General features: G+C 46.3%; 26 protein-coding genes and 1 pseudogene. 10 read left to right on the forward strand and 17 right to left on the reverse strand.

Features of this window, described 5'->3' with window-relative positions; translation table 11 throughout:
- Window positions 1–32: 32 nt before the first annotated feature.
- The 3 genes from B1728_RS17650 to B1728_RS17660 all read right to left on the reverse strand — a co-directional run bounded on the left by B1728_RS17650 (window position 33) and on the right by B1728_RS17660 (window position 2,268).
- On the reverse strand, window positions 33–884 hold the full coding sequence (locus tag B1728_RS17650) for a nucleotidyltransferase domain-containing protein (protein ID WP_079911616.1): 852 nt from the start codon (window positions 882–884) through the stop codon (window positions 33–35).
- 107 nt (window positions 885–991) lie between these two features.
- Window positions 992–1,765 carry a GNAT family N-acetyltransferase gene (locus B1728_RS17655; RefSeq protein WP_079911617.1) on the reverse strand — a complete coding sequence of 258 codons (774 nt, stop codon included), beginning with the start codon at window positions 1,763–1,765 and terminating at the stop codon, window positions 992–994.
- Between the two features lie 251 nt (window positions 1,766–2,016).
- Window positions 2,017–2,268: a hypothetical protein gene (locus B1728_RS17660; RefSeq protein WP_079911618.1), complete on the reverse strand. Its 252-nt coding sequence runs from the start codon at window positions 2,266–2,268 to the stop codon at window positions 2,017–2,019.
- A gap of 227 nt (window positions 2,269–2,495) precedes the next feature.
- On the opposite strand from B1728_RS17660, the gene B1728_RS17665 reads away from it, so the two are divergent.
- From B1728_RS17665 to B1728_RS17685, 5 genes and pseudogenes are all read left to right on the forward strand, one after another.
- Complete coding sequence (locus B1728_RS17665) at window positions 2,496–3,917, forward strand: aminotransferase-like domain-containing protein (RefSeq protein ID WP_079911619.1); 1,422 nt, start codon at window positions 2,496–2,498, stop codon at window positions 3,915–3,917.
- 125 nt (window positions 3,918–4,042) lie between these two features.
- On the forward strand, window positions 4,043–4,333 hold the full coding sequence (locus B1728_RS17670) for an ArsR/SmtB family transcription factor (protein WP_079911620.1): 291 nt from the start codon (window positions 4,043–4,045) through the stop codon (window positions 4,331–4,333).
- Window positions 4,334–4,407: 74 nt separating this feature from the next.
- On the forward strand, window positions 4,408–5,589 hold the full coding sequence (locus B1728_RS17675) for an MFS transporter (RefSeq protein WP_079911622.1): 1,182 nt from the start codon (window positions 4,408–4,410) through the stop codon (window positions 5,587–5,589).
- Between the two features lie 19 nt (window positions 5,590–5,608).
- Window positions 5,609–6,031, forward strand: a pseudogene (locus B1728_RS17680) (transposase family protein); the annotation flags it as partial.
- A gap of 234 nt (window positions 6,032–6,265) precedes the next feature.
- Complete coding sequence (locus B1728_RS17685; RefSeq protein WP_079911623.1) at window positions 6,266–6,658, forward strand: VOC family protein; 393 nt, start codon at window positions 6,266–6,268, stop codon at window positions 6,656–6,658.
- Between the two features lie 353 nt (window positions 6,659–7,011).
- Here the strand turns inward: B1728_RS17685 and B1728_RS17690 are convergent, their stop codons facing one another.
- The gene (locus B1728_RS17690) at window positions 7,012–7,923 is read right to left on the reverse strand and encodes a LysR family transcriptional regulator (protein ID WP_079911624.1); all 912 of its coding nucleotides are present in this window, start codon (window positions 7,921–7,923) and stop codon (window positions 7,012–7,014) included.
- Window positions 7,924–8,088: 165 nt separating this feature from the next.
- Between B1728_RS17690 and B1728_RS17695 the strand changes: the two genes are divergently transcribed.
- Complete coding sequence (locus tag B1728_RS17695; RefSeq protein ID WP_225948128.1) at window positions 8,089–8,331, forward strand: DUF1259 domain-containing protein; 243 nt, start codon at window positions 8,089–8,091, stop codon at window positions 8,329–8,331.
- 452 nt (window positions 8,332–8,783) lie between these two features.
- On the opposite strand, the gene B1728_RS17700 is transcribed toward B1728_RS17695, so the two are convergent.
- The 6 genes from B1728_RS17700 to B1728_RS17725 form a co-directional block, all read right to left on the reverse strand.
- Window positions 8,784–9,335: a GNAT family N-acetyltransferase gene (locus B1728_RS17700; RefSeq protein ID WP_306293535.1), complete on the reverse strand. Its 552-nt coding sequence runs from the start codon at window positions 9,333–9,335 to the stop codon at window positions 8,784–8,786.
- Between the two features lie 174 nt (window positions 9,336–9,509).
- Window positions 9,510–9,776, reverse strand: coding sequence for a CD3324 family protein (locus tag B1728_RS17705; RefSeq protein WP_079911628.1), 267 nt, complete (start codon window positions 9,774–9,776; stop codon window positions 9,510–9,512).
- A 260-nt stretch (window positions 9,777–10,036) separates the two neighbouring features.
- On the reverse strand, window positions 10,037–10,414 hold the full coding sequence (locus tag B1728_RS17710; RefSeq protein WP_179136062.1) for a VOC family protein: 378 nt from the start codon (window positions 10,412–10,414) through the stop codon (window positions 10,037–10,039).
- A 192-nt stretch (window positions 10,415–10,606) separates the two neighbouring features.
- Window positions 10,607–11,296 (reverse strand): queuosine precursor transporter, encoded by a 690-nt coding sequence (locus tag B1728_RS17715; RefSeq protein ID WP_079911631.1) that lies wholly within the window; start codon window positions 11,294–11,296, stop codon window positions 10,607–10,609.
- Window positions 11,297–11,497: 201 nt separating this feature from the next.
- A complete protein-coding gene (locus tag B1728_RS17720; RefSeq protein WP_079911632.1) occupies window positions 11,498–12,403 on the reverse strand; it encodes a DUF4261 domain-containing protein in 906 nt (301 codons plus the stop codon).
- Window positions 12,404–12,466: 63 nt separating this feature from the next.
- A complete protein-coding gene (locus B1728_RS17725; protein WP_079911634.1) occupies window positions 12,467–13,354 on the reverse strand; it encodes a YwqG family protein in 888 nt (295 codons plus the stop codon).
- Window positions 13,355–13,671: 317 nt separating this feature from the next.
- On the opposite strand from B1728_RS17725, the gene B1728_RS17730 reads away from it, so the two are divergent.
- Window positions 13,672–14,928 carry a stalk domain-containing protein gene (locus tag B1728_RS17730; protein WP_256865401.1) on the forward strand — a complete coding sequence of 419 codons (1,257 nt, stop codon included), beginning with the start codon at window positions 13,672–13,674 and terminating at the stop codon, window positions 14,926–14,928.
- 79 nt (window positions 14,929–15,007) lie between these two features.
- Here the strand turns inward: B1728_RS17730 and B1728_RS17735 are convergent, their stop codons facing one another.
- Window positions 15,008–15,652, reverse strand: a complete 645-nt coding sequence (locus B1728_RS17735) for a hypothetical protein (protein ID WP_079911635.1) — start codon at window positions 15,650–15,652, stop codon at window positions 15,008–15,010.
- Window positions 15,653–16,180: 528 nt separating this feature from the next.
- Here B1728_RS17735 and B1728_RS17745 point away from each other — a divergent pair.
- Window positions 16,181–16,390, forward strand: coding sequence for a hypothetical protein (locus tag B1728_RS17745; protein WP_079911638.1), 210 nt, complete (start codon window positions 16,181–16,183; stop codon window positions 16,388–16,390).
- Between the two features lie 98 nt (window positions 16,391–16,488).
- Here B1728_RS17745 and B1728_RS17750 read toward each other — a convergent pair whose 3' ends face one another.
- Window positions 16,489–17,685 carry a macrolide family glycosyltransferase gene (locus tag B1728_RS17750; RefSeq protein WP_079911640.1) on the reverse strand — a complete coding sequence of 399 codons (1,197 nt, stop codon included), beginning with the start codon at window positions 17,683–17,685 and terminating at the stop codon, window positions 16,489–16,491.
- A 226-nt stretch (window positions 17,686–17,911) separates the two neighbouring features.
- Window positions 17,912–18,472: a CcdC protein domain-containing protein gene (locus B1728_RS17755; protein ID WP_144027908.1), complete on the reverse strand. Its 561-nt coding sequence runs from the start codon at window positions 18,470–18,472 to the stop codon at window positions 17,912–17,914.
- Window positions 18,473–18,641: 169 nt separating this feature from the next.
- Between B1728_RS17755 and B1728_RS17760 the strand changes: the two genes are divergently transcribed.
- Both B1728_RS17760 and B1728_RS17765 read left to right on the forward strand, forming a co-directional pair.
- Entirely contained in the window at window positions 18,642–19,811 is a 1,170-nt protein-coding gene (locus B1728_RS17760; RefSeq protein ID WP_079911644.1) for a sensor histidine kinase, read from the forward strand.
- Window positions 19,812–19,813: 2 nt separating this feature from the next.
- On the forward strand, window positions 19,814–20,485 hold the full coding sequence (locus B1728_RS17765; RefSeq protein WP_079911645.1) for a response regulator transcription factor: 672 nt from the start codon (window positions 19,814–19,816) through the stop codon (window positions 20,483–20,485).
- A 204-nt stretch (window positions 20,486–20,689) separates the two neighbouring features.
- Here B1728_RS17765 and B1728_RS17770 read toward each other — a convergent pair whose 3' ends face one another.
- The 4 genes from B1728_RS17770 to B1728_RS17785 form a co-directional block, all read right to left on the reverse strand.
- Window positions 20,690–21,769: an ankyrin repeat domain-containing protein gene (locus B1728_RS17770; protein ID WP_079911647.1), complete on the reverse strand. Its 1,080-nt coding sequence runs from the start codon at window positions 21,767–21,769 to the stop codon at window positions 20,690–20,692.
- Window positions 21,770–22,029: 260 nt separating this feature from the next.
- Window positions 22,030–23,022, reverse strand: a complete 993-nt coding sequence (gene pdxA, locus B1728_RS17775) for a 4-hydroxythreonine-4-phosphate dehydrogenase PdxA (RefSeq protein ID WP_179136063.1) — start codon at window positions 23,020–23,022, stop codon at window positions 22,030–22,032.
- Window positions 23,015–24,373 carry a four-carbon acid sugar kinase family protein gene (locus tag B1728_RS17780; protein WP_079911650.1) on the reverse strand — a complete coding sequence of 453 codons (1,359 nt, stop codon included), beginning with the start codon at window positions 24,371–24,373 and terminating at the stop codon, window positions 23,015–23,017. The genes pdxA and B1728_RS17780 overlap by 8 nt, the downstream gene beginning before the upstream one ends.
- Window positions 24,374–24,446: 73 nt before the next feature.
- Window positions 24,447–25,403 carry a 2-keto-3-deoxygluconate permease gene (locus B1728_RS17785; RefSeq protein WP_079911651.1) on the reverse strand — a complete coding sequence of 319 codons (957 nt, stop codon included), beginning with the start codon at window positions 25,401–25,403 and terminating at the stop codon, window positions 24,447–24,449.
- Window positions 25,404–25,499 lie beyond the last annotated feature (96 nt).

Genomic DNA, 25,499 nt, shown 5'->3' on the forward strand with positions numbered 1-25,499 from the left:
CACCGGGGTGGGATTATCAAACAACGTCAACGTTAGCTCAAGATCGATTTGGACTTCAAAAGATGATCTGTTTCTTGAATCAAATCACGCAGCATGGTCAAAGCTTTGGCTAAGCCATCAGGATCTTCTGAAATTAAGGTGAAAATTTCATTAACTCTGCTTGAGTAGCTGCCGGGTACTATGTTAAATGAATCGGCTATGGCCGTTGCTCCCTTTTCGTTCATAAGATAGGTTTCGTTAATGGCAAACAAAACTTGGTTCAAGCATGCTACTGCCCTGAAGCAACACCCGGCGATATAGGACAAATCTTGTTTATAGATTCCTTTCCATCCGTTATCCACAGAAAAGCCGACTTCCCAGAAAAAATTTTGGATCATCGCTTTTTGAAACAATGTCGGGTAGGGTGCCGTCTTACGTTTCAGCTCTGCGATAGCTCCGGAAGGGTCCCATAAAACTTTGCACAATGCAATTTCGGCCAAATAAATGGAGTTGACGAAACCATGCGGATGCCCTGGCTGATAATCTATCGTAATATCTCCCTTAACACACTGCTCCGTGACCTGAGACACTTTATGGTAATCGCGAAATAAAAGATCAACCGGGGTTTGCTCCACCTGCAGCCAACCGCCGCCATTAATCCAAGGTCCCCATTCCCCTATGCCTGTTATTAGGTTTTCCCTATGATCATCATCAAGGAATACAGCAGCCTGACGAAGCCGGGCTAGATCCAATTCCTCTTCCGAATGGTAATAAATTCCAACATCGATATCGGAAGTAGGGGTGTCACTCCCCCTAGCTCTGGAGCCACCAAGTACAATGGCGCTTACTCCATTTATTTGCTTCAAACTGTCGACAATATTGGAAATTATGCTGTTCGCGTCCATCTATTTCGCTCCGATCCAAGGTTAGATCTGTTCATTATAATGAATGCCGTTCTTGTTGGGTAGGGAAAGGATTTGTTAAACGATTCTGTCACAGCGATCTTCCTCCATTATTGAAATACAATCATTTCTCCGATTTCCATAAATCCGAAGCGCTTATAGATATTTTTCCCATCCTGAGAAGCCTGTAATACAACCGGTTTATGTTTATCTGTTGTTTGGTTTAGAAGGAATTGGAACATTTCACTGCCGTATCCTCTGCCTCTATACCCTTCCCTTGTCATTACGTCATAGATGCCGTAGCTATCTTTGGCTTCTATTAATAAACCGGTGGATACCGTATTTTCCCCTACGCTGCCGATAAACATTTGAATCTCTGAGCCTAAGGCTTCATAGGAAAAGTTATCAAAATACGCTTTTAACGCATCCTTCTCCGATGTACCCTCAAATAGGCTCATAAAAACCTCTTTGTAGTTCATGAGTTCTTCATTATTTCTAACAGGAGTAATGGTAAGCTGATGGGCCATTCTCGCACCGACATGAAGCGTGTTATCAAGTTTCATTGTCACATTACGCTCCGCTTCCTTGAGGTCATATTCCTGAAGCAGATTGATCCACTCATTACTCAAATACGCAGCATCCATCCAGGCACAGAAAGGATATGCTTTCAACCGGAAATTTTCGATTCCGTGTGCGAGCTTTGCGGCATTTTGGATATTTGGAGATTTCGGCAGCAGCACGTTGAACGTATCGGTAGGAATTTCTGTATTCGCTATGAAGAAATCTACCTCCTCGGTAAGTTTTCCATTGACCGCTTGGGTAAATGCTTTTAACTTCTCCTCAAAATTACTTATAACTACTTGTTGATCTGTATTTACGTTCACGATTCTATCTCCTCCCTGTTTACTATATTTCTGGCCGTCATAATCACCGATAGATAATCATGTATCATGTCTCGAGTCACTTCAAATGCTCCTGAATGGTTAGTGCTTTTGTTGATCTATTAGTTCTGAGGGGTATGTAACAGATTAAATTTTAAAAATTCCTTATAATTCTATACTTGGCTAACTCTGTTTTGAACCATAGTCCTATGTAGCTTTGCCATTTGCAGCGCGCATCCCTGGAGGTCACCTGTTTACAACACCCAATCCAATAGGGACTCGCCCATGACCATATCATACACAATATCCATGCGGTTGTCGCAATTAATAATCCCATATGCCTTTGGTTTTGCAAAATGCATACATTGCATTGCCTTGGTATTATTGTATTCTCTTTCTACCGCATTAATGGGATATCTCTTTTTGAAAAGCTTAAGTACTTTTCCTTCCACCCATTCATACACCGTTGCCGTATTGCCTTCTCCAATGATTTTTCCATAGCCCATTCGTAAGCCTCCCTTATTAGGCCTTCAATGGGAGCCTCCTTGTAACTGTAGCAACCTACCAGTATACAAAAATAACTGAAACAAAAGTCCTCACCCTATCCTCTTCATCTCATTCGGATTCGATGGGAGCGTAAACATCGATGCGTCTGCATCGAAGTGATCGTGAGCACTGTTTCATGCAAGCTATGTTTGGTATTTAAGGGTTAATGGTATTGGGGGCAAAACATATGAAAAAAACAGTTCTTTCAAGCGGATGTACAGGCAAACTGTTTGAACAAATCTATGACTATATTCTGGATCGGATCCGTCGAGGAGAATGGAAGCCGCATGAGAAGCTTCCCTCCATCCGCTCGCTGGCGATGGAATTCAATGTGCATCGACTGACAGTCTTTAAAGCTTATCAGCTACTGAAGAAGAATAGAATTAGAATCGTCGAAGCGAAGGACAAGTCCGGCTATTATGTGAGACCGGACAGCGGTCTTCCTCCAGATTCGCTGAATAATCCGATCATTTCCGCTTACGTACATGAAAGCCGTCTTTCTGAAATCCATCAGGTGCAAGCCGAATATGTTCTGTCGAGATCGCTGCTCGACCCAAACCTGCTCCCCAATCTTTATTTTTCGGAATATGTGAAGCAAGTGTTCGATTTCTATCCCAAAATGCTCGGCACCTACTTTACCGCGCAAGGAGACCAGGAGCTGCGGGATGGGTTGTGCCATTACTTTACCGATTGCCATCGGTTTCACTTGTCTGCAGACGAATTGTTGATTACTTGCGGATCGCAGGAGGCCATGGATTTGGTTGCCAGAGCACTGGTCAAGCCGAGAGATGCCGTTATGTTGGAGCGTCCTACCTACAGCACGGCGATTGATATTTTCAGAAGACAAGGCGCAACTATTGTTCCGGTCGAGATTCACCCGTACGGTTATGATCTGGAGCAGGTGGAGAAGCTGATGCAAACCTACAAGCCACGGCTGTTTTATCTAAATCCCACCTTTCAAAGTCCAACAGGCTATATCGTACCCGCCGAACAAAGGAAAAGGCTCGTTGAGCTTGCCGAGCGGTATCAATGTCTGCTCTTAGAAGACGATCCTTATCGCGACATTTATTTTGGCGAAGAGCCGCCACGGCCTCTTTTTGCTTACGATACGGCAGGATGGGTCATTTATCTTCGCAGCTTCAGCAAATATATCGCTCCCGGCCTCGGCATCGCCATCGTTGCGTGCCGTCCTTCCATCATGAACTACCTGCTAAAAGCCAAATTGTTGTCGGACAGCGGGACGCTTTTGGTGAATCAGAAAATATTTCTCCATTATTTTTTCTCCGAGCGGCTGCAGCAGCATATAGAGAAACTTCGCATTGCGCTTGCGGTCCGCAAGGAAATCGTAGAACAGGAATTGTCCGCTACCGACTGGCAGTGGAACTCCCCTGCTGGCGGATTCAACTTATGGGTGAAGCTTCCGGAAACGGTGGAGATTGAACGTTTACTCAGTACATGCATCAAGCAATCAATCACCTTTGTGCCCGGAGCGATTTGCGATCCGCTCAAGGAGTACAAATCATGGATACGCCTCAGCTATTCCTATCTGAATGAGCAGCTATTGAGAGAAGGCGTCCAGAGGCTTGTCGAATTGGCAGACGAGGTTTGAAAGGATGACCTTGGGAGGATGTATTTATTGAAGACAAAATCAAAAAATTTCACCTATAAATCGGAGAATGTGGTGGTATGTTTCTAAAGACTTGATTTGTAATGATATCTTAGTACAATAGTTTTATGACTACTCAAAAAATAACAAGTGATGAGCACAGAGTCAAAATATTTAAGGCGTTAGCTGATGACACAAGATTGGACATCGTACGGGCTCTCTACGCCAGCAAGAAAGAGATGAATTGTGGAGAAGTAGGGAACATTCGCGATACTACGAAATCGAATACTTCATATCACTTGCGTACTTTAAAGGAGGCGAAATTGATCAAGGTACGAAAAGAGGCTCAAGCGAAGTATATGAGCATCGATTTGGAGACATTTCAAACTTACTTACCTGGATTTCTGGATACGTTGTAGAAGGGAATCTCTTTTTTTCTTCAATTAGTTCAATTGTCATTGAACTTTAGAACAAAATTGAAAGGATGGATACCATGTTAAGATTAACAACCCTATTATTCCTCGTCATGTTTGTCATCGGTACGGATACTTTTTTGATTTCTCCGCTCCTCCCCACGCTCCAACAATTGTTTCATATCCCGACCGAATCTGCCGGTTGGATGGTCGGAGCCTATGCCTTAGGTTATGCCCTATTCGCGCTGATTGCAGGACCGCTTTCCGATGGCTGGGATCGCAAAAAGGTCATGCTTTACGGCATGGTATGCTTTTCGGTTTCAACCCTGTTATGCGGCTTTGCCACAGGTTTTTGGTCGATGTTCTTATTCCGTTTTTTTGCCGGAGTCAGTGCAGCATTTGCGGCTCCTCAAGTCTGGGCCTCGATCCCTGCCCTATTCCCAACGACGAAGATCGCCAAAGTATCCGGAATCGTCATGGCCGGCTTGGCTTCTTCCCAAGCGTTCGGCATCCCTATTGGAAGTCTGCTTGCCTCCATCCATTGGTCTTATTCTTTCTTTACAATCGGAGCATTCGCATTATTCGTGGCAATATTCATTAATTATGCCTTGCCCGAAATGAAACCGAATCAAGGTCAAAAAAACAAATCTCCTATCCTCAGTAGATACCTCCCGCTATTGAATAGTTCAATGGCGAGAAGAGCTTTCTTCGCACATTTCTTATTTCAATGCGGATTCTTTGCCTCCTTCTCTTTCATCGGAAAATGGGTGACGGATCGCTTTCAACTTTCAATCGATCAAGCTGGGTATGTGATGTTTTTTCTTGGTCTCGGAAATATAGTTGGGAGCCTCAGCGGTGCCTATGTAATCAAAACATTAAACCGTTTCAACACGCTGGTTGCAGGATTTCTTGTCTCTATTGCATGTTTTATTGTTTTGCCCCACTTGCCGTCGGTTGCGGCTTTCGAAAGTGTTTACTTTTTCATATTCGTTACCATGGGAGTCACTTTTCCACTCATACTGGGACTGCTGAATTCATTAAATCCGACCATACGCGGCACGATCTCTAGCTTGGCCAATTCGATCATGTACGCCGCGACAACGCTCGGTTCTTGGATTGCTGGCCTGATTTACGCGTCTTTTAACGGTTTTTTCGCCGTTGGCTTGTTTGCGGCTACTTGCTTTGCCGGTTCGTTGTTATTGTTTATATTCAGCGGTATTTTGGCCAGTGATGCGAAAATAAAGAAGGAGTATGCAGCATAACTGCAAAAAAAAAATTCAAATGGATATGTTAAATCTTTCGAAATTCAACATCCTAGGTATTAGAGAGAATGAATTCGATATTCTAATTCAAGTCGTCGCTAACTCTCCACCTTTGACTTGCCCTCATTGTGGAAGTATAGCCAACCTTTACAAACACGACAGCAGGGAACAGATTTGTATGGACTTACCTATTCAAGGCAAGCATGTTGGGCTACTTATAAAGCGTCAGAGGTATCGCTGTAGAGACTGCAATCGAACCTTTTGGGAACACCTAAACCACACTATAGACGAGAAGCGAAGTTGCACCAAACGTTTATTGTCTTATATAGTGAAGCAAAGCCTTAAACGCACGTTTGTCAGTATATCCGAGGAAGTTGGATTGCATGAAAAAACGATACGTAATATCTTTCGTGATTACATCGATCATCTTAAAGAAACTCATTGATTCGAAACACCTAATTGGCTTGGGATTGACGAGATACACATTAAATGCCCCACAGCAACGGGCTATGCGGCTAATATTTATATTTAAAAAGGCATTTATTAATTCACTGTAATAAAATGATTTCAATTTTTAATTTACTCATCTAACAAGAAGGAAATTACTGTATTTCAAGCGAATTCCATATTCTTATCATCTTTGCTTCAAACATAATAACAAAGAAGGAGTGATAAAATGAGCTATATTTCAAGAATAGCCGGAGTGGAAATTCCTGTTTCCAATCTGAAAGCCGCCATCGAATGGTACGAACGAGTGATTGGGGTGAAAACCGTAGGCGAATTCGATGAGTCATGGACAGAAGCAATGATTGATTTCCCCAACCATCCGGTGGGGATCTATCTTGTGCAGACAGATACAGCGGACAGGCTTAAGTTCCACAATACCAATCATAATTACACTCAAAGCGTCATTGATTTTTACACTGAAGACCTGGTCGGGTTTCACAACTACTTAAAATCACTTGGAATCCCTACGAATCGTGAAACAATCGAATTAAAGCCGGGTGAGATTGGCGGATTTGGTTTCTTTGACCTCGATGGAAATTCTCTGGGGGCTACAAACGGTTAAATAGAATTGGCTCCTGTATTTCAATCGAACCACTAATATGCACACAAAGGCCAATCCCGAAAGGATGGCCTTTAAGTATGGATACATTTTTAGAACGCGTCGAACCAGAGAGAGGAAAATTACTCGGCGTTCATGTGTAACAATTGATAATTCTCTCCCCCCACTGAATCCCAAGAAACGGACAATCCAAGCGCCGACGTATTCTTCCAAGCCACATCCCAGGATATCACCTTCATCTTTTAGACGAGGTTGTTACATAAAAAGTTATGGCAAGCAGGATCTCGAATAAAAACCAATCTGCACAACTCTTATTACCTGAATTGGTTTACAATACCTTCAAGAAGTTTGCTGTATTACCCCGATGACCGGGTGGTACGCTCCATTACGCCTTCTAAGAACAACTGCAATTCGTTGATAAAAACCTTAGCCGCACGCCCCATAAATTTATCCGTCCGATGAATGATGCAGATATCCTGACTGGGCGTCGGATCAATAAGCTTAACCGCCGAAATGTTCTCTCGATTCAGATAATCAAGCAGCAGGCGTGGAAGAATACATGCTCCAATCCCTTGTTCGACTAAGGATAGGAGCGTTGACAAGCTCGAGGTGACAATCGGATTGTAGATGGTGATCCCTTTTTCTTGACAGCAGGAATGGAAGATTCGCGTGATTTGGTGCTCCGGCCCGAACATGACCAGCTTCAAATGCTGCAGCTGCTCAAAGGGGATTGCCTTTGATTTTGCAATGGGATGATCTGAACGGATAGCTAAAGCAAACTCTTCGTGGAACAAAGGAATGATACGGACACGGTCATCCGGGTTCGAAGGAACTGTGGTTACCCCAAGGTCCCTTGTGCCGTTAATAACCTGTTCATATACATCCATAGTCTCCGTTACACTAATCGATAGCTTGGGATAGGTAAGATGAAAGTTGATCAGCAGTGCATCAAATAACAAATTTCCATCACCAGGAAGGATTCCGATGTTCAATCTGCCCCCCTCTATATCCTTAAGATCCGTAATAGCGCCTTTAATATAGTCGATACGTTCGAAGATGATTTGGCATTGCTCCAGCAAGATTTTTCCGGCATCCGTTAGAGCGATCCGCTTGCCGATACGATCGAACAAAGGCATCCCCAGCTCATTTTCCAAAAACTTGATCTGCTGACTTAAATTCGATTGGGTAGTGCACAGATTCTCAGCCGCCCTCGAAAAATGCATCTCCTTACATATGGCAGCAAAATACTCAAGCTGTCTAAGCTCCATCCTCTCCGCCCCTTTCACCAATGGTTTTATTAGATTCGTTACGTCTAGCAATTTGGATGTGAGAACAAACCCTATATCAAGGCGATTTCATGATCTCTATTCTCCTATTAATAGAATATACCAACTACAACCTAGAACTTGTCTGCAATATTTAGAATAAGATACTTGTATTCTGAGACAGTTGGAGGGAGAGCAGGGAAATCATTAAATACAGGCGAATTTACTTTGTTACAACGTGAAATTCAATCCTTCGTCCGTAATGCAACCAAGCTTAACCTAAAAGTAACGGCCATTCACAACCATTGGTTATTCGACAAGCCTAGATTAATGTATGTGCATTTAGAATCCGTCGAAAATCCCATAGTTTTTGCAAGAAAAGTGGCCTCGCTTCTGAAAAGATTAAACTAATACAATCGAACAGTATCCTCCATCCTACTAGAATTCCAGCCCTATTTATCAGCTATAGAACTCATTATAATCGACACAGCGCCTGAAAAGAAGAAGGGGTTGGACTTACGAGTCCACTTCGAGTCAACACCGTTAGCTTTCGGTCTTATGTGCACCGAGCTGTGGGGCCGCCTGTCAGAGGAAGATCGAAATACGATGTATGAAACCGTCGGGCACGATCTTCCGGTCAGGCGTTGTAGGAGAACCAGAGGATGCGGCGGAAGCTTTTTTTTATTTGATGCGCGCGGATTAACAACTAGACAAACCATGGTCGTTGACGGGGCTCCACCTTGGTATGATGCAGTTCCCCCCTGTTATAACCTCAATAGTTTAATAAGTATGGAGCAGCTGCGAGAGTAGTTTGCTCCTTGTTTTTGCAGCTTCGTTGGATAACGTTATAGCCATTCAAAATCTTACGTCCTGTTTGTGGAAAAACGAAATACAAGCTTTTCCCCGTATTTGGGGTGGCGACCCATTTCTTCAGAGTACTCGCCATTAGTACAAGCTTCCAACGTTTTGCGCCAAAATTGGATAGCACGCACATTTCGTTCGGAAGGGTTGGTCTGCAATTCCCAATGCCCTGGCAACAAACCTATAAGTTGTCGCATCGCTTGTTCTCCGATCCCCTTACCACGATAATGACGCAACAGGAAGAATTCATTCAAAAAGTAATTGATGAAGCTGGGGCACGGAGTGTAAGGCGGGGTTGCTACAAAAGCAAGACCTGCCGGGATCTCATCTACCTTGATGATGTATGGAAACAGGACACCCGGGTGCTCCCACCAGATGTCAAAGATTCGATTCTGTTCAGCCAATGTCCGGGCATCGTCCTCTTCAAAAACACCAAAACGATTGGTCTTAAACTCCCACACTTCAGATAAATCATGTAAATATAGCGGGTATATGTTGTTGATGATAAATTTGTCATCGGCGCTGCAAAGCTGTACCACGACATTCGCATTCACATCTATCACTTCCTTAGTGTTCATTTGTTTGAAGCGAGGTTGGAATATCCCCGATCTTTCAATGAAAAGTATATAGATAGGCAGCACCGAATAATAGGCAGACAATACCTATAGCCGTTTATTATACAAAAAAGCCTGCGTTGTTATTTCAACTGAACGCAAGCCGTTGGATTATTATTCTTTTGTGTACACGATCTTCTTGATACTGTCTTCGGACAGGCAGTATGTAGTTGAGAGCTGATCCATACGGATGCCCTTACGAAACAACTCTCTAATTTCCGAGTTCCGATTGTTCAGATACTCTCTCTGTCCCGACAGCTGACCCCATTTTTTTCTGGCGCCTTCACGAGCCGGGATATAGAGCACCCTGCCTTGAATGTATTGTTGTATTTCACGAAGTAAATGCTCGGGTAAAATTTCATTCGCGGATATATATTTCATTGGCTTCGCCCCTCCATCTGTTAGTAGATGTACGGTTGCAAAGCCTGCGTGACAAACTTTTGTATCCTATGTGTCTAGAGCGGTTAAGTCATCAGGCTCCATGCAAACAACCGCTAGCGTTTGTCACATAGACTTTGCATGGAGCTTATTGGTAAACTGTGCATCGAAAATTTTTGACAAGTTTGCTTGAGATGTATTATCCATAATGTATAAAAGGTCAGCAGATCGTGCTGGCTACCCCTATCAAATATTTTACCAACTCAGGTTTCAATAGCAATGACATTGATGATATTATCATCCGGATCCCAGAAATCAAACAGTCTCATCTCTTTAAAATCAGTGTCCGCATCAACCTCAGTCACTTTAACACCCTTTTCTTTTAATGTCTGATGCAGCTTCTGAATATCCTTTGTAGCAAAGTTGAATGGAACATATTCCTTATTCGGCGTGTGATTACCAACCTGTACAAGATGAAAGCCGCAATTTGAAGCGACTGCAAGACCCGCCATTCTTTCATTTTTCCAACGTAGCTTAAAACCAAATAATTCTTGATACCATTTCAAAGATGATTCGAGATTTTTTACAGGCAGGAATACGGCGTCAATTCTTTCGACTAGCTTTTCAGATGCCTCTATCAATATTCACACAACCTTCCTTATTTTTTGGATTATAAGGTATATTATTCCATCCCATTATAACGCACATTTGTTCCTATAGTAAATAAACGTTCGTGTTCTTATCTGATGAAAAGGTCCCTAAATAGAAAAAAGCACCTGATCATGGATCAAATGCTTGCTCATCTTTATGATGTGTTTATGACTTGGAGGAGTTTACTCCTTCTCTTCTTCCCGAAACCGGAACGAACGCGCCAAATATAACACCGGTGTGCCTGCTGCAGAAATGACGAACTTCAGTACATAGGTTGTTAAAAGAATTTGTACCCATACGCCTAGCGGATACACCTTGTAGAAGGCTATGGAACAAAACACTAAAGAATCGACAAATTGGCTAAGGCCGATGCTTCCGTTAATTCGCAGCCAGAACTGGTTATGATTAGGAAACCGGTTCTTCAAGGCACTAAAAACACGAACATCCAGAAATTGGCTGACGAAATAAGCTGCCAGACTTCCCAGTGCAATTTGCGGTGCCAAACCAAAAATCGTCTCAAGAGCTTCCTGTGAAATATCGCCTTGCTGAGGTACGAAGAACAGCACCATCTGCATAATGATCGCCGAGGCAAACAGGCTGAAAAATCCGAACCACACCGCCTGCCGCGCGGCTCTGGGCCCGTACTTCTCATTAAGCAGGTCCGTCGTCATGTATATCGACGCATAAATCGAATTACCGAGCGTCATCACAATGCCGAATATTTCGATCGTCTTGACGACTTGAATATTGGCCAGTGCAGTAGCGAAGCCTACCCAGGCATACAGCCCCTTGCGCCCGAACAGGCGGTAGCTGAGCAAGAACAGCCCGAAATTGACGATGACAAATGCAACGCCCCAAACGAAATTGAACATAATCACTTTCCCCTTAGTTTTGATCACGCGGGATGGTTTCGAACCGCGATCGGCATAAAGCCCGCCAATTGGGCAGAGTATGATTGTATCATAGCCCGTTAATTCCGGCAATAAGGGATATGATTAGCGCTAAGACGAGCTCATCGTTCTGAAAATTAAACCAAAAAAAGCTGCCGCGAACACGCAGCAGCTCTTGGCTGATCAAGAATGATGTTCTTGTCTCCCGGCATAGTAAGGCTCTCCCGGGTCGATGTCGATCACGACTCGCCGAGGCGCCGCCAATGCATATTGATGCTCGCAGCGCCAACGCATATCTTCCGTGAAGCCGATAGTCTCACCGTCGGAGATCACATCTCCCTGGTTGAATAAATAATAGGCGATATCCATTAAAGTCCCGGCCATCTGGGAAGGGTCAAGATCATAGAAGTGACACTGGACGTCCGGAATGCCCAGCGCCGCGAGCCCAATGGAATCCATCAATCCTTCCTGACGCCCGCTTCCGCTTCCCTCGACATTATAGTAACGGATGTTCATGGCGCCGTATAAAAGAGCCCCCTCTTTAATTGCAGTTAAATAAGCGCCTGGCTCGACCAGCTTATCGCTTTCCCTGAAATAAACCGCATCGCAGGGTGCCGCCTCCAGAACCGCCTGAAGAGCACCAGTGAATAGCTGCAATCTTGATTTAGGATCCAGGCTTGATGCCATCATGTCGACGAGCAGAAGAGAATGGCTGCATGCATTCAGCGTCTCTCCGGCTTCCCGCCAATGCCAGGCTTGTTGAACGGCCGTTGTGTAGTCCGAAGCAGGACGATGATCAATGTTCATCAGGCTGGTTTGGGCAGGCATCTCCCCTTCTGAATAGGCGATCATATAATTCATATGAAAGAAATGCAGCAGGTTTTCTTTATCTGCGTCATTGGCCTCCCAAACTGCCAGCCTCGAGCCTTCTTCTTGCTGCTGCTCCGGCTGACTCAGCTTCCCTGTATACAGCTCCATTTTTTCATAAAGCAGCTGTCGGTCGAGAGTGGGCGGCTGTTTATATTTCAATTCTACGGCATATACTCTCGCAAATCCGAAATCTTGTTCCTGCTGAAGCAACTCTTCCATAATCTCCAAGCTCCTTTATCCGATCATCATCTATTTCTAGTTATTTCAGCGCTCCTGGCTTGCTCAGCTTGAATAAAGCGAGCAATAGGTTCTGTCAAACCGTCTTGCAAGAAGATCCTCTTTGCGGATGAAAAATTGCAGCGCTCCTGCATCCCACCAGCAAAATCCAATATCATTATCGGATTCCAGCTCAAAAAGCAGCAAAGTATCCTCGATCTCCTGTCTGGCCTTCGCCTCATCTCCTGCAAAATGAGCGGTGATCTGTTCAAGCGCCTTGCTTTTGCTGTAGTTGTAGTTTGTACCTGTCAATATCGTCAGGGCTGCTTCATGTTCGGCGTCGTCGTGCTGGCCATCTGGGTAGCCGAACAACGTAGCAACGTCATCGCTCTTGGAGCCGTTGATCGAAAAGCTTAAATCCTCGTAATCCTCATATCCTACCGATTCGTTCTCTATCTGATCATAATCGACATAAGCATAGTTCGGCGGTTCAAGAGAAGGCCTGGCCGTAAGCCGGAACCCGCGGAAGCTCTCCTCCAAGGCCGTCTCTTTCGGAGCAAAGCGTCTTTCGACGCCAGCAAGCTCTTCCTTGGTCACATACAAAACACGATGGTCAATATGATATGCCGGCTCGTCTATCCCTACAAAAAAATAAAGCATCCCGTCAACCGGCAGCAATGATGCTGTGTCATAACCAGACAACTCTTCCAGATTCAGCTGAGCCAGAAATGTCATCGGTATCCCGTCCTTTGTCAGCGGCCATTGCATGGAGGTCGGTAAATCCGGATCTCCTCCGGCTCTGGAATCGCACAGGGTTTCGTAGCGAGTCTCTCCGGCTTTCGTACAGCGAATGCTTGGACGGATATGGTCCAATATATACTGGGAAGCATGGGCAAATCCATACTCCTCAATTAAGCTCTCCACTTGTTTTCGTTGCTGCTCATTCAAATTCAACTGAAATCCTCCCATTTTAACGATTATGTCTATTGTACCGGGATTTCCCATCTCCTTCCATAATGCCATGTACCTAGGCCGCTTAGGGCCTTCAGGCTCAAAATGTCCCCAAAAGTAATAGAGATCAGTCTGCGTCTCCTACTGTCATGTTCATCGTTGATTGACGCGTCCCTTCACGGGAGATCGTTCAACCGTTCACGTAGACGGGTATATCCTGGGGCAGCCTCTTTTTTCGTACTCTGGTACCTTGGAAAATATAGGAACATTCATTAACCTAATGTTGGGTTACTAAAATAGAGCTGAAGGAGGAGTTTATCGTGAACTTCAAAGGCAAGCGGCTGGCGCTCATTCCCGTCATCGTTGTTCTGCTGACGTTGCTGTTCAGTCTGCCGGCCGCTGCGGAAGAGCCTGTAAAAATATTTGTCGATACTACGAAAATCGCTTTCCAGGTGGAGCCTCAAATTATTGAAGGTACTACGCTGGTGCAGTTCCGGCCCCTTTTTGAAACGATGGGCATGGAGGTGAAATGGGATGAGATTAGGCAGCAGGTGACGGGATCGCGGCCCGGCCTGTCTATTGCCCTCACCATTAACGATTCGAAAGCAGACGTAAATGGGAAGCAGGTGGAATTAAGTCAAAGTGCCCAGATTATAGACGGCAGCACGATGGTGCCGCTGCGTTTTATCGGTGAAGCCACGGGAGCCATTGTCCATTGGGACGAATATACCCGCGAAATTCAGATTATTACCGATGCGTTTTTAAAACAAGTAGGCATGTCCAAAGAGGAAGTGCAGAGACGCCTGGCAGAGTACGACGCCAAGCAGGCGAAGCAGCATGCGACTCAAGACACGCCAACCGGGCAGGAGACAACGCCGGCTGCACAGGAACCAACCCCTCCGCCTCCTGCAGCAGCCAGTGAGCCCGTAGATCTGTCGAATCTTTCGGGAATGTATTACGGTCTAAGGGATGATTTTGGCGGGTTTGAATGCGGCGGCGCCTGCTGGGATATGTATACCTTCCTTCCAGATAACCATATCTTCGTGGGCCCTCCGCCTCAAGGCGGACCGGAAACCATCGATTGCTCCAGGGACGGCTGCAGCACATACACCATCGCGAATGGAAAGCTGCAGATCAGTGCGAATGACATCCGTTCCATCCATATTAACGATAGGGGCGAGCTCGTTATTAATGATGTCGATATGTCCCCTATCGCAGCGGTTCCTGAGGGGACGAAGCTCAAGGGAACATATCAGTATATCGGCTACAGCGGATTGGTCGGGATCAATGCGTCTTCCAGCTCATGGACGGAGTATTTAAGCTTCTCCGGCGACGGTACCTTCCAAAGCACGGATTTGACTCTTTCCTCATTGAATAATACAGTATCGTCCACTAATGCGACAGGATCGAAGAGCGACAAAGGAACCTATGACATCTCGGGCAACACGATCACGCTAACTTATAAAGACGGAACCGTCGTGCGCAGTGTTTTCTTTTTCCATGACAATTACGGCAAGGACTCATTCCGCAACATCCAAATCGGGCAGAACCGCTTCTATATTCCGAAGGAGAACTAGCTCTTTAGCATACCGGTAGCCACTTCTACTTAATTTGAGGTCAGCCAGCTATTACTGGTTGACCTCTCTTCTATTTCATCTATTCTTCTATTCTTATGTTCCATGGAGCAATGACCCCTGAGATCCCCAGATTCTCTATTTTACCGATTTTACCCATATAAATGGGAAGCACTTTCTCAATTGCCTGTCCCCGCTTCAAGCTCGGTAGGCTTTTCATTAATGCAGTTCGCCAATTTCCATAATGTTTTTTTGAAAAACCGTACAATCGAGTCGACATCCATCCCTTAGATATATTTGCCGTGAAGCCTTCGTTCATCCACGATTCTAATCGAAAGTGTCGAGTCAATTTATATCTCCCGCTTAATTTATAGTAATAATCGGCAGGATATGATCGAATATATCGATGAGCGAGTAATAAACCTACAGCTTCTCCATAACCTTTATGCGGACTATCAACGGCATGTCTGACGGCTTTCATACCGCCTAAATAAATGTATCGGTTTGCTATAGTGAGGATTTTCTTGGATTGAATATCTCTGGTGCCTAATTCTAATAAGACGATGTAAGCGTCTGGAATTATTACACGTATAGACTCCAACGTTTTCATTGTTTGTTTCAATCTTTCTTCGGGTGTAAACCTGGAACGAGTTTTGCTGTAGGACAACGGGGAAGGCTCGAAATAGATAACTGAAGTAACAATAAACATGATCTTTTTCCGATTCAAAATATCACCTCCGTTACAAGGTTTGGCATGTCTTATTCTATGAAAGAAACGAAGATGAAGTGATAGAAAAACGAACTAAATACTTGTAAGTTGGGTCTATGAATCCACCGTTCTGACCTACCAAAGTAGTGCACTAAACGGCTGCTTCCGTATGCAATAAGCAGGATGGAATAGAAGAGCAAACTATCGATTATCACATACAAGTAGCATTATCTCTTCTAGAGACCCCACTAAACCAAACGTCAGAACTGTGCTTGAAACCGAAAGCGCAAAAAAAAGAAATCGGTCACAAATGGGAACGATTTCTCGAGGAATTTATTGGTCTTGTTCGGGATAAAGGTAAGAATCTCCTTCTTATGCGATATATCTTATTATCAAGAGGATGGTAACCTTGTCCATTCCGGCAGATTCATAGAGACATGCGTCTATTTTGCTGCCCAATCCATGTGGATAAGCATCTATGCACAGATAACGAACATAAACTGTTGACGTAACATAAAAAATATTGAATTTAAGGAGGATTTTTCAATGGCTCAAAACAAACGCTCTTATCAGCATTATCCTCATCATATGTACCATCATCCGTACCATCCGCATCATGGTTATCATCCGTATGGGTACCATCCTCATGTCTATCATGGGTATCACGGCTATCACCCTTATGGCTATCATCCGCATCATATTCACCACCCATATCATCATCATCATGGAATGGGACACCACGGCTATGGCCATTAATTCGACGCTTGAGGGTCCTCCAAACTTCTCTTCGTTGGACGGACCTTCGCGGTCCCTTATTACGTTGGGACAAGCCTTAACATAGAAACATTCCCGTTCTATATACCCAGACTTTGTTTGTACGCCAAGATTTCCTCGACGGCTCGCCGGTACCCTCCCGCGGCACGGAAAGACTCGCCAATGGCTTCGCTTGCTTTGCGGAATGATCCATCCTTGAGTACGCGTTCTGCCGCTCCTCTGAGCTCATCCGCGGTCAAACTCTCCTGATTCAGCTGGATGCCTGCCCCGGTTTCCGCCACGCGACGCGCTATAACAGGCTGGTCGGCACTTTGGGGAAGAACGATCAGCGGCACACTGTTATAAAGTGCTTCACTAGTGCTATTCATTCCTCCGTGGGTAATAAATAATTGGGCATGCTGCAATATTTCCAGTTGAGGTACGTAATCCCGAACGATAAAATTGGCAGGAATATCCCCTAATTCTTCAATCCTGGTTTGTTTTCCGACGGACATGATGACAGAGTAGTTCGTTCCGGCGAACGCGGCAAAACATAGCTTATAAAAATCCGCAGCTTGATTAAATACGGTACCGAGAGAGATATAGATCAGGCGATCCTTGTCCACATTAGAAAAATTAAACGATTCTTGAGAGCGAGGCACGATTGACGGACCGACAAACTTATACGTCTCGTCAAAGCTGCCGCCATCGGGTTGAAATAATTTGGATGTGTAGACGAGAGTCATTGGAGCCGGATTGCAGAAAACCTCATAAGCGGAATGAATTTGCACAGGGTATTCTGCCTGCACTTTATGGACCAGCTGTTGAAACTCCTGTTTCGCTTGATCATTTACCTCTGCCGGAAACTGCTGTGTCAGGCGATCCTGCAATTTGTCAAAGTCGTTTTGCTGAGAGGCAAAGCTTGTGCATGAGTTGATTGCCGGCAAATTAAGGATTTGTGCAAGCAGCCGGCCGCAGCCAAACATCGAGTCATGAATCATGTAATCAAACCGCTCTTCTCCAATTTGCTGCAAGAGGCTGGGGATGACGATATCGGCGGTGCGCAGCAGTCCGCCCACTCGAGCCCAAGGACTTCTTCCTCCTGCAATAAATGCCTTTATAAATTTGCCGTTATCAAGCGTAATGACCTTTGCCCCCGTCGGCTCTACGAGATCACGAAAGGGTTCCGATAAAAAGTAAACCACCTCTTCGCCGCGGCGGATCAGTTCCTGAACTACACCGAGCGTCGGATTAATATGTCCTTCGGAACCGGCATTAACCACCAATACACGTGCCATACCCATCACCTTTCAAGTAGAAATTTCCGCTTGCCTTTTGCGGTATTAGGTTTAGTATACTCCACCCTTCTCCACATATCATCCCTTCTTGGGGGTAGCTTACCGGCCATGTCCTTATCGCCTCTTAGCGTCCTACATGTGCTTGAGGCATAGGCTGCGAGATAGAGGACAATCGCAGCAGCTCCTCTTAAAAAGCTGAAGCTTCCGGTACCACACGTTGAGGCGTTTATGCTCTGGAGCTTGCAAATCTTTGCTTACGCAGCATCATCACATTGTAAGTGATGTAATAAGCGAACATAATAAGTATGAGACCGGCTGTCCAACCGGAACCCGAACTAAACACAGAGTTTGCCCAGGGATTGCCTGATTGCAGGGTATCTGAAGCACCCGCCGTATATATCCCAAATAACCGATATATGAAGCGTCCAATAAAAATAACAGTTACGAGGCTTCCGATCCATAGATTCGGGCGATAAAACCAATGACCATTGCGCATCTCTATCTGAGTAAGCTGAGCTCCAACATAAGCCAGAATACCTCCAGCGAGAATACCGAGCAGATCCGATATGACGGTGCTTACCTGGAATGTTCCTACCATAAGAAACAACAGCCCAATGATACTCAAAAGAACTATGGACACACCCATTTTGCGCGGCTGCAGCTGCTGCCAGCCGATATTACGGCGAATTCTCAAAAACATACGGTACATAATAAAAATAATAAGTAAACCCGTGATTATAACCTGTGTTTGCATAAAACGATGCCCCCTTAACATAATGCGTTTCATGCTTCTATACTACCTTTCCCGCGAATTAGGTTCGACTAGCTGAAGATAGAGTGTTCTCCCGCTCTTCTCTATCTACAGATAGATATTGCTCCAAAATAGGCTCTATTGATTGATTTTTTTCATGAAAGCATGGCACAATGGAGTGGTTGCATGGTAAAGGAGGGTCACGATGAAATATTACTTGTATGGAAGACCTGTAACCGACTCCGCTTTTTTATTTTTTTTAATGCAGTTCAATCATTTTCTCCAAGGTCCTCCCCTGAAAATCGCACTCAATGTAGTACTCTGGGTAACCTATACCTGTATGCTTTTTCTCCCTAAGAAGCTCTGGACAAGAACAAGACTGATGCTGGCTGCATGCCTGCTTTTGCTGGAAGCCGCAGTCGGGGTGTTCGGATTTCAAGAAATGAACCTCATATACATCATCGCAATCATTTTATTTGTGGGGGCTATTCGCCTATCCTTTATCAAACTGCAGACCCCTGCGATACTAGCCATTTGCGTAACCGCGGCATTCTATGTGAAATTCGGAAGCGGAGATATTTTTAATATCATCTCCTTTCTCTTCTTTGCGACAGCCCTGTACTTCTCCATACGAAGCCGAAGACAACGGAATGAAATGTATGAATTAAATAAAAAGCATCTGGAGGAGCTTCAATCAGCCTACGACCAGCTCCATCAGGCTTCGGCCACCACTATGCAATACGCGGTCCTCGAAGAAAGAACACGGATTGCAAGGGATATCCACGATGCGGTCGGACATAGTCTCACGTCCTTGATTGTACAAATACAGGCTCTGCGCTATATGGTGAAAGCAGATCCGGAGCGTGCCGCACATTCGCTGGACGGTATGCTGGCCGTAGCACGCCAAGGGCTTCAGGATATACGCACCTCTGTTCATGCTCTTGCGGACAACCGCTCCATACCTGGAGTAACAGGCTTAAAATCACTGCTCGCCCGAATGGAGGCTACCGCTTCCATTGCTTATACCTTTCACACTGATTTACAGGATGGAGAGGTTGAGGCGGAGGCATATGAAACCTTTTTCAGAGTTCTTCAAGAAGCCATTACGAATATTATCCGGCATTCGCAAGCGACCCAAGTCGAGGTTGGGCTTTTTAGGCGGACCGATAAGCTTGTAATGACTATCCGCGATAACGGGGTTGTCACAGCTATAAACGATATCAAGGAAGGATACGGCATCAAGGTTATGAAGACAAGGATTGAGGAGCTTGGTGGAAGTCTTCTTCTCACGAGTTTGGTACCAAGCGGGTTGGAGCTTACTGCGGCTATACCATATAGAGATCGTTCATCAGGTGAACTGGAAGAGGAGGATTGAGGATGCAGGAGCATCATAAAATTAAGGTACTGCTTGCCGACGATCAAACTATGATTCGGCAAGGATTCAGCTATGTTATCGGATTGCAGCCCGATATGCAGTTAGTCGGAGAAGCATCCGACGGTCAGGAAGCGATTGATTTGGCCTCAGAGCTTCGTCCGGATGTGATATTAATGGATATCCAAATGCCAAGAAAGTCCGGCATCGAAGCGACTCGAGAAATTAAGAGACAGTGGCCGGCTACGAAAACGGTTATTCTCACGACTTTTGATGATCAGGAGTATATTTATCAAGGAATTCGGTCTGGAGCGGTCGGATATTTATTGAAGGACGCAGAGGTGGAACAGATGCTGGAGGCTGTACGTTCCGCATTTCGCGGTGAGGCCATTTACAAGACAAGTCTCGCGGCCAATGCCCTGCTTCGGGTCGCTTCCTCAGCAAATACCCCTAACGTAACGGATGCCAAGCCGCTGCTTATTGACCCATTGACAGAACGTGAACAGCAGATCCTTCAGGAAATGGCCTACGGTCTCCGCAATGACCAAATAGCGAAAAAGCTGTTCATTACCGAGGGCACCGTTAAGTCCCATGTTCACCGCATTCTGCAGAAATTCAGCTGCGAGGACCGCACACAGGTCGTAGTCGCCGCTCTTCGAAACGGGATGGTGGATTGATGCGCAAAGCTGAAAGGTGTTAAAGTTCTGGTAGCCAATGCGGCAGAGGAATCCCTGTAAAGTAAAAATAGGATAGATCGGTCCATTTTACTGGATGATCTATCCCTTTTTAGCTGAGTTGTCAGATCCAGGTTGTCCAATATTTTTTGCTGATAAGACCGACATGAATAGCGAAACGAGATGCTTGAAGGAAACTGCTTCATGTCAACACTCGCCCTCAAGAAACCGGATGAGGTACAATTCAGGCTGAGCAAGGAACTCCGGGAAGCTGCACAAATCGGCATACTCTTGATGCTCCGCATCATAACAGCCGATCAAGCCCTTTTTCTTGGGGTTCCATACGAGCTGAACATCGGAGTAATTATCGATATCGGCCGATAGCCGCAGCAGCTTTTGACGACCGATTCGCATCTCAAAGGTATCAGTCAAGGTGAAAAAATCGATATACCTGATCTCATAATCATTTGGCGCTAACTCGACACGAAGCTTATCCCCGGTAAGAAAGCGGATCAGCTCATCGGTCAATTTATACTTTTTCAGTTCATATTTTTTGTTCTCCAAATGATGAAACTCAGCCGGCTCCAATGATTTCAGATAATCAGCCAAAGCCGTATTTTTATTCATTACGGCAATCGTATAAGGCCTCTCGCCGTCTTTCTCTGCCATCGTAACGTCCGCACCACGTTCAATCAAATGTTTTACCATCGCTGCATTACCCAAGCGCGTTGCAACGGTTAAAGGAGTCGCACGATAAGGGTACACCATATCCGGCTGATTGTAATTAATATCCACCCCATGCTCGAGTAAATAATCGATTGTTTTCAAATCATGATCGGATACGGCATGACGCAGCACGGCACCCCCATGCTGTTTAATATCCAATCCCAGCTCACGAATAAGCGGAATATTGGATTTGTTGCCGTAGTAGGCTTGGGAATAAGCTCCGGACCGAACTTGATTCAGCATGTCCATCCTGGCGCCATGTTCGGCAACGTAACGAACCATATCTTCCTTGCCATAGCGTACAGCGCGTAAAAAAGCAGGATTATGTTCAACATTCAAGTTAACTCCATGCTCGACCAGCAGCTTAACAACATCCAGTCTTCCGGATATTATCGCCAGATCTAATGGACTTAACGTGGTATATTGGCTAAGTACAATACCTTCCTCTATATCCCATCCCGATGCTACGGCTTCCAGCAATACCGGAATATTCCCTTCGTAAATGTGCATCGCGATTTCCGGCAGTTCTGCGAACTTCCCAATATCTTTCAAATGAATCATGACATACCCGCTCCCAGTCAAAGTCTTATGAAGAGTATAGAAAACTGCCAGACAAAAAACAACGGGTCTTTGGGCTTAAGACTATTCGTACACTCTTTATGGGACATAAAATACCTCCGCAAAGCGGGGCGTTGGTTTTCGTGCCATAAAGAAAAAGGCCCTTATCAGCCGCTTCATATTCCCATGGAGCCTAGCAGACTTGGATTGGGAATATGAGAATGGCGATTCAGGGCCTTACTGCAGCCTATCGGCAAAATCCATTAACGCTTAGGAGCGAGCTCAATAGCTTGGCGCAGCGCTTCCTTCATGCTTTGTTCATCGGCAATGCCTTTTCCTGCGATGTCAAAGGCCGTGCCATGGTCGACGCTCGTGCGGATGATCGGCAGTCCTACCGTGATGTTGACGCCGGCTTCCAGGCCGAGCACCTTGATCGGGCCGTGACCCTGATCGTGATACATAGCTACGACGATATCGAAATCCCCGCGCGTAGCACGGAAAAATAACGTATCAGCAGGCAGCGGACCGACGGCTTGAATGCCTTCCTGTTGAGCACGCTGTACACCGGGAATGACCTTTTCTTCCTCTTCGCCGTAGCCAAACAATCCGTTCTCGCCCGCATGCGGGTTGATGCCGCATACCGCAATTTTTGGTGCGGTGTAGCCTGCCTTTTGCAAGGTTTCGTGGGCCAGACGGATCACCTTGTACACACGGTCCGGATTAATCTGCTTCACCGCATCGATAATGCCGACATGCGTCGTCACATGAATGACCTTCAGCTTAGGTGCGGACAGCATCATCGAATAGTCCTTGGTGCCGGTCAGCTCCGCCAAAATTTCCGTGTGGCCCGGGTAAATATGGCCTCCCTTGTGAAGAGCTTCTTTATTCAACGGCGCCGTACAGATCGCGTCAATCTCTCCCCGGTTCGCCAGCTCGATGGCTTGCTGCAAGTACATGAACGCGGCATGGCCCGCCTCAGGACTTACCTTGCCGAACGGCAAATCTGCGGGAAGCAAATTCAAATCCCAGCAGTCAACGGTACCATGCTCGAATTTGGCTTCCTGAAGCGCTGCAATCGTATTGACCTTGAGTCCGCTGCGAACAACCTGCGCCGCTCTCTCAAGGAGCTTGGCGTCCCCGATAACAAAAGGACGGCTTTGCACATACATCTCCGCATCACTCAGCGCCTTCATAATAATCTCCGGCCCGACTCCGGCTCCGTCCCCCATGGTAATACCAATGATCGGTTTATTCATGTGTATACTCCCCTTTCAAAATTTGCATGGCATGCCATAACGAATCGACATTGCCAAAAGCTCCTGCTTTGGTGACTGTAGGTACATTCCGTGCGCCAATCAGTCTGCCGAGCGGAATACCCGGTTCAAGCTCCGAAGTCAATTCAATACCCCTTACACCCAAATGGCGGCATACCGCCTTAGCGGTATCGCCTCCGGTCAACACCATTCCCTGCAGCGTATATGCCGAGCACACAGCCGCGGCTACTTCCCCTAATGCATCCGCGATGGCATTGGATACGCTGGATGCATCCATCCCCCGGCTCGACCCGAGCTTCTGCGCTTCAGCTACCTGCTCCGGCGATGAACCTGCATAGAACGATACGTCCGAGCCTGCATTAAGCGCTGAGGACAGTCTGCGGTAGCAGTGCTCCTTCTCCTGAGCGGCTTGCTCCGGCGATGCGAGCAGTGTCAAAGGGTCCAGCTCCACGCATGCCACATCCGGTTGCTCATTTACCTTCTGCACCTGAGCGCGTGTTACACGAGAGATGCTTCCGGCCACGAGCATGACAGGCTGTCCGCCGCGTTGAACCTTTTGCTTCAGTTCCGCATCTGCCGCAGCTTCAGCCACATCAGCTCCTTCGGTGGACGTATCCGAGCCGACCATTCCAATGGATGACAGAGGCAAATATTCGGCCAATCCGGCAGAGCCAGCCCATAATAATCGTTCCTTAAGCTTTGGCATCAGCTCCGCAATTTGTTGAAGATCCTCGTCCGTCTCAGCATCGATCACTAACAGCTCGGCACCAGACTTCAATGCATGATTGACGCTCTCCTCCAACGCCGAAAGACCTTCGCGAACAGCGGCGAGCGGAATGCTCACCGCTGTTCTCCTCGCTTGCCCCGACAGCAGCTTGCTGATATCAGCTTCGGGAACAGGCGTCTTCGGGTCCCTGCCGATCTCTGTCTCATGGATCGGCACCCCATTTAAGTAATGCCTGCCGCCGACCGTCGTTCTCCCTATTCTCGGAAAGGCCGGAACGACAATGGCCCCCTCAAAGCCGTACACATCCAGGACGGCTTCGATTTCTTGACCCAGATTTCCACGAAGCGTGGAATCCATTTTTTTATATATAAAGGCGCAGCCTTGCTCCTTCAAGGACGCGGCCGCCTCTCGTACGCGCTGGTACGCCAGCTCCCCTGGTACCGATCTGCTGTCGGTATCCAGGACAATGGTCTCCGTTCTAGAAGATGAAGCGTTCAGCTCCGACCAATCAAAGACTACTTGAGTCGGCAGCCCTTTTCTAGCCACTTGCACACCGGAATCGGAAGCTCCCGTTAAATCGTCCGCAATAATTGCTAACCGCAGCAATCCGTCTCCCTCCCTTACTTTGAAAAATAGAAAGCATGTCCGGCAAACCTGCCGGAACACGCCTTCCTACCGGTTATTGCCGTGCCGTTACACCGACGCGTTTGGCCCACCAGGCCGTGACAATCGGCACCAAAATCGCTGTGACGATAACACATGACGCCACCAGGGCCGTCGCTGACGGAACAACCGGAGCGTACACGGAATTGGCTGCGGCTACTGCCGCCGGAACTCCTGCTGCATTCCCTGCTGTGGATGCCGCGGACAAGCCTGCAATCCCGTTACCGCCTGTCAGACGATCCATCAACAGAAGGGTAATTCCTGAGATAACAACAACACCAATACCGAGCAGCACACCGAGAATACCGGCTTGCCATACATTTTGCAAATTCAAGCCGGCGCCAAGGGCGAATGAGAAGAAAGGAACCATCACCGGTACGGCCTTACCCAAAAACTCGCGCAGCTCTTTATCCAGGTTCCCCAGAATCATGCCGACCACAAGCGGCAGGATGGCTCCTACAAGCGTCTGCCATGGAAATGCAGCCAAACCTGCTACGCCAAGTGTAATCATCGTAAGAAACGGACCGGACTCCAAGCACATAATAGAGTAAGCCCCGACATCTTCCTTCTTGCCGAACTGGCCCATCAGCGCCATATACAAGCCGCCATTCGTGTCATTCATCGCTGCTACAATCGCTACGACGGACAAGCCTGCGAATAATCCGCTTTCAATCATGCCCTCACCGAGAAATCTTGAGGCAATCAAACCGACGATAACCGCAGTCAAAATCTTAGTCCCGAGCAGCGTCCCGCCTTTTTTCAAAATATAGGGGGTAGCTTTAAAATCGATGGTCGAACCCATGCAGACATAGAATACAGCCAGAATCGGCAGCGAACCGGTCATCAACGCTCCGGTGAACGAACCGAACGTCTTGGGAATCGAAGGAAAGAGCGTGTTAATAATGGCACCCAAAAGCAAAGGTACAATCATCATTCCGCCGGGAATGCGTTCAATTGTCGCTTTAATTTTCACAAGTAACCCTCCAAGATGTTTGTATTATTTTGCAACAATTTGAAAGTTATAAGACCTTTCCTTAGTATTATAACAAGCTCTTTCTTCGCCACTCAA

It is taken from the genome of Paenibacillus sp. 32352, from assembly GCF_002042965.1.
Lineage (GTDB): Bacteria > Bacillota > Bacilli > Paenibacillales > NBRC-103111 > Paenibacillus_S > Paenibacillus_S vulneris.